Source organism: Pseudomonas sp. 22490 (assembly GCF_052044465.1).
Taxonomy (GTDB): Bacteria; Pseudomonadota; Gammaproteobacteria; order Pseudomonadales; family Pseudomonadaceae; genus Pseudomonas; species Pseudomonas aeruginosa.
Genome location: NZ_JBQENS010000083.1, coordinates 1 through 3,475, shown reverse-complemented (window position 1 = coordinate 3,475; position 3,475 = coordinate 1). Strand labels below are relative to the sequence as shown.

The 3,475-nt window shown below is 60.9% G+C and carries 2 protein-coding genes and 3 pseudogenes; 2 read left to right on the top strand and 3 right to left on the bottom strand.

The genetic code is table 11. From position 1 onward, the window contains the following. A pseudogene (locus ACTJJX_RS34920) lies at positions 1-559 on the bottom strand (transposase); the annotation flags it as partial. Positions 560-580: 21 nt separating this feature from the next. On the opposite strand from ACTJJX_RS34920, the pseudogene ACTJJX_RS34915 reads away from it, so the two are divergent. Continuing rightward, a pseudogene (locus ACTJJX_RS34915) lies at positions 581-1,018 on the top strand (methyltransferase domain-containing protein); the annotation flags it as partial. Positions 1,019-1,250: 232 nt separating this feature from the next. On the opposite strand, the gene ACTJJX_RS34910 reads toward ACTJJX_RS34915, so the two are convergent. Together ACTJJX_RS34910 and ACTJJX_RS34905 are read right to left on the bottom strand one after the other, a co-directional pair. Beyond that, the gene (locus ACTJJX_RS34910; RefSeq protein ID WP_003088669.1) at positions 1,251-1,565 is read right to left on the bottom strand and encodes an AzlD domain-containing protein; all 315 of its coding nucleotides are present in this window, start codon (positions 1,563-1,565) and stop codon (positions 1,251-1,253) included. Continuing rightward, positions 1,550-2,260, bottom strand: a complete 711-nt coding sequence (locus ACTJJX_RS34905) for an AzlC family ABC transporter permease (RefSeq protein WP_003162262.1) — start codon at positions 2,258-2,260, stop codon at positions 1,550-1,552. The genes ACTJJX_RS34910 and ACTJJX_RS34905 overlap by 16 nt, the downstream gene beginning before the upstream one ends. Positions 2,261-2,813: 553 nt before the next feature. On the opposite strand from ACTJJX_RS34905, the pseudogene ACTJJX_RS34900 reads away from it, so the two are divergent. Beyond that, positions 2,814-3,475 (top strand): annotated as a pseudogene (locus ACTJJX_RS34900) (glutamine synthetase); the annotation flags it as partial.

Here is a 3,475-nt window from a genome sequence, read left to right as displayed (position 1 = left end):
AGCTCACGCATCAACCGACGCACTCGGAAACGGCCGATGGTCACGCCCTCTTCGCGCAGCATGCCCAGAATGCTGCGGCTGCCGGCCGAGCCCCGACTCTGGCTGAACAACTGGTTGACTTGGCTGCGTAGCGCCACGCGGCGAGCATCGACACGCCGCCGTCGAAGACGGTGGACGTAGTAGCAAGACCGCGCCACATCGAAAGCTGAACAGACCACTTCCACCGACTCCTGCTCACTCAACTGGTCTATCAGCGCGTACGATCGAGTTCGTCCGACATCAAGAGAGCGGTAGCCTTTTTTAATATCGCTTTCTCCCGCTCCAACCGGTTGATCCGGGCTTCCAGCTCCTGGATCTTTTGCTGCTCAGGCGTCAACGCCTTGCTCTTCGGGGTCACACCCTGGCGCTCCGCCTCGAGCTGCTTCACCCAACGGCGCAAGGCCGAATCCACCACCCCCAGCGAACGGCAGGCGTCGATATGGCTGTAGCCTTGGTCCAACACCAGGGCCGCGGCCTCTCGTTTGAACTCGGCGGAAAACGTACGTCGTTGCTTGCTCATCAGACACCTCTCTCACGGCGAGGATTTTCGCCTAAATCGGTGTCCGGGATCAGTAGACCACTACAAGTGACTGCCCAGGACTCATTGATGGGGCTGTATGCAGAGAACCTTCCATTCTCGACTCTCGGGGAAAGAGGTTCTTCTTGTTATATAAGGGATGGTGTTGCCGATATAGAGAGTGCTTTCGATTTCGTCGTTTGCTCAAATGTACTTGACCATACGGCCGACTGGATCCAGTTCCTGGTTGACTGTGTGGGCAGGTTGAGGACGGGCGGTGAGCTACTGTTGGTGACTGACTCTCGCGGAGTTCCAGCAATCGGGCATACACAGATATTCAGCCATGATCAACTGGTTCGTGTCTTGGAGTTGTTGGGGGCAAAGCAGTTCAAGGTGAAAGCCGTCGAGCGGGAGGATGGCGTTCACTGTGACTATCGTCATTATTTTCGGGTGGTTTTCTAAAGTGCTCCCCGTTAATTGCTTTGCCTGGGCGGGCGCCAGGTTTACGCGTGTTTATCCAGGCTAGATAGAAGGGAGCTGGTTGCTATCAGGTACTGCATCGATAGTAGCCTGGCTGTCAGCTGGATAGCGGCTGCTCCGGAGCATCTGGTGGGCCATACAGCCGCCCGCCGCGAGTTTGCATGAACCCTGCATGGCCGCCTGCCGAGGTCATGCCGTCAGCGACTGACATCGATCAAATCAGCCACCACTTGAACAGGAAGAAGAACGCCATGCCCAGCAGCATGCTCGCCAGGGTATTGCGGGTATAGAGCACCAGCGCCACGGTGACTGCGCCGCTGACCAGGTAGGGATTGTCGTAGCCGAGGTCGATGCGGCCCTCTGGCATGAACACGATGGGGCCGCAGATCGCGGTGAGCATGCCGGGCACGGCGAAACCGAGGAACTGCCGCAGGTTGCTGCCGAGACGGATCGGCAGGCGCGGTTCGAGGAACAGGTAGCGGTTGAGGAAGACGATCGCGCCCATCCCGAAGATCACTGCCCAGACCATGGCGCCTCCCGATACAGCTTGTTGCAGATGAAACCGGCGGCCATCCCGGCGAGACCGGCGAGGACCAGCGCCGAACTCCATTGCCAGTGGCTGAACAGCACCGAGCAGAACAGCGAGGTGGCCACGCAGACCAGCGTCGGTACGTTGCGCACCAGCGGCGCGACCAGCGCGATGAAGGTGGCGGCGATGGAGAAATCCAGGCCCAGGTGTTCGAGACCGGGAATGCTGCGGCCAAGCAGGATGCCGGCGAGGGTGAACAGGTTCCAGGCGATATAGAAGGTCAGACCGACGCCGAGGGCGTACCAGCGGTTGAAGTTGCGCCGGTCGTGCTGACTGGCGAGGGCGAAGAACTCGTCGGTGAGCAGGAAGCCCAGGCCGATCCGCCAGCGTCCCGGCAGAGGCGACAGGACCGGCCGCAAGCTCATGCCGTAGAGCAGGTGCTGCGAGGTCAGGAGGAGGGTGGTGAAGATGATCGAAAAGAACCCGGCACCGCCCTTGAGCATGCCGATCGCCACCAACTGGGCGGCGCCGGCGAAGACGATGGCGGACAGGCCCTGGCCCTCGGCCGGGGTGAGGTTGGCTTCGATGGCCATCGATCCCGCCAGCAGCCCCCAGGGCGCGACGGCCAGGGACAATGGGAGGATGGCGACGGCGCCGCGGAGAAAGGCTTGGCGGGGCAGGTCGTGGGCAGTCATGGGGGCATGGCGGTGGTGAACGTCGGTCCAGCATGCCAGCAGGCGCATCGGGCTGGCTTGAACGATCTTGCTCTTCGTATCCGTTATCCACGCAGGCGAAAGCGGCCGGTGTCCTTCCTTATATAAGGAGGACGGGCAGGGCAGGCGGCGGACGAGCGAGGGCCGCTCGAGGGCGCTGCGAAGAATCGAGGGAGAGAAGAACCGGAGCGGAGCTAACGCGGATGCTGACCGATCTTGTGGCCGCGGAACTTGGCGCCGAGGGACGGCTGGTAGGACATGGAACACCCGGTTTATTGCTGTTGTAGGGTTGGCACAGCTTAGCCTTGTTCAATTTTTCGTACAACGGAGCCTGTAAAATATCTGCTGCACCAGGTTGAACACCTTGCCTGGCCTGGCTTTGGCCGCTTTCGCGATGCGCTGGAAGGCCCTGTCTACGGCTATTTCGCCGTCCGCGAGGGCGACGAGAGGGCTATTGACAACAAATTGGCTTTCCGATTGACTCTGGCTCCAGCCCCCGCATGATTGAAATTTTTAACAAAAAAGGTGTTGCATCATGTCGGTACCCCTGCGTGCCGTTCAGCTCACTGAGCCGAGCCTGTTCCTTCAGGAACATCCCGAGGTCCAGTTCGTCGACCTTCTGATTTCAGACATGAATGGCGTGGTTCGCGGCAAGCGAATCGAACGCAACAGTCTGCCCAAAGTCTTCGAAAAAGGTATCAACCTTCCCGCTTCCCTGTTCGCCCTCGATATCACCGGCTCCACCGTAGAGAGTACCGGCCTGGGTCTCGACATCGGCGACGCCGACCGGATCTGCTACCCGATCCCCGGCACCCTCTCCATGGAACCCTGGCAGAAGCGCCCGACCGCGCAACTGCTGATGACCATGCACGAACTGGAAGGCGAGCCGTTCTTCGCCGACCCCCGCGAAGTCCTGCGCCAGGTGGTGGCCAGGTTCACCGAGATGGAACTGACCATCGTCGCCGCCTTCGAGCTGGAGTTCTACCTGATCGACCAGGAGAACGTGAACGGCCGGCCGCAGCCGCCTCGCTCGCCGATCTCCGGCAAGCGTCCGCAGTCGGTGCAGGTGTACTCCATCGACGACCTCGACGAATACGTCGAGTGCCTCCAGGACATCATCGACGGCGCCCGCGCCCAGGGCATCCCGGCCGACGCCATCGTCGCCGAATCCGCACCGGCGCAGTTCGAGGTCAACCT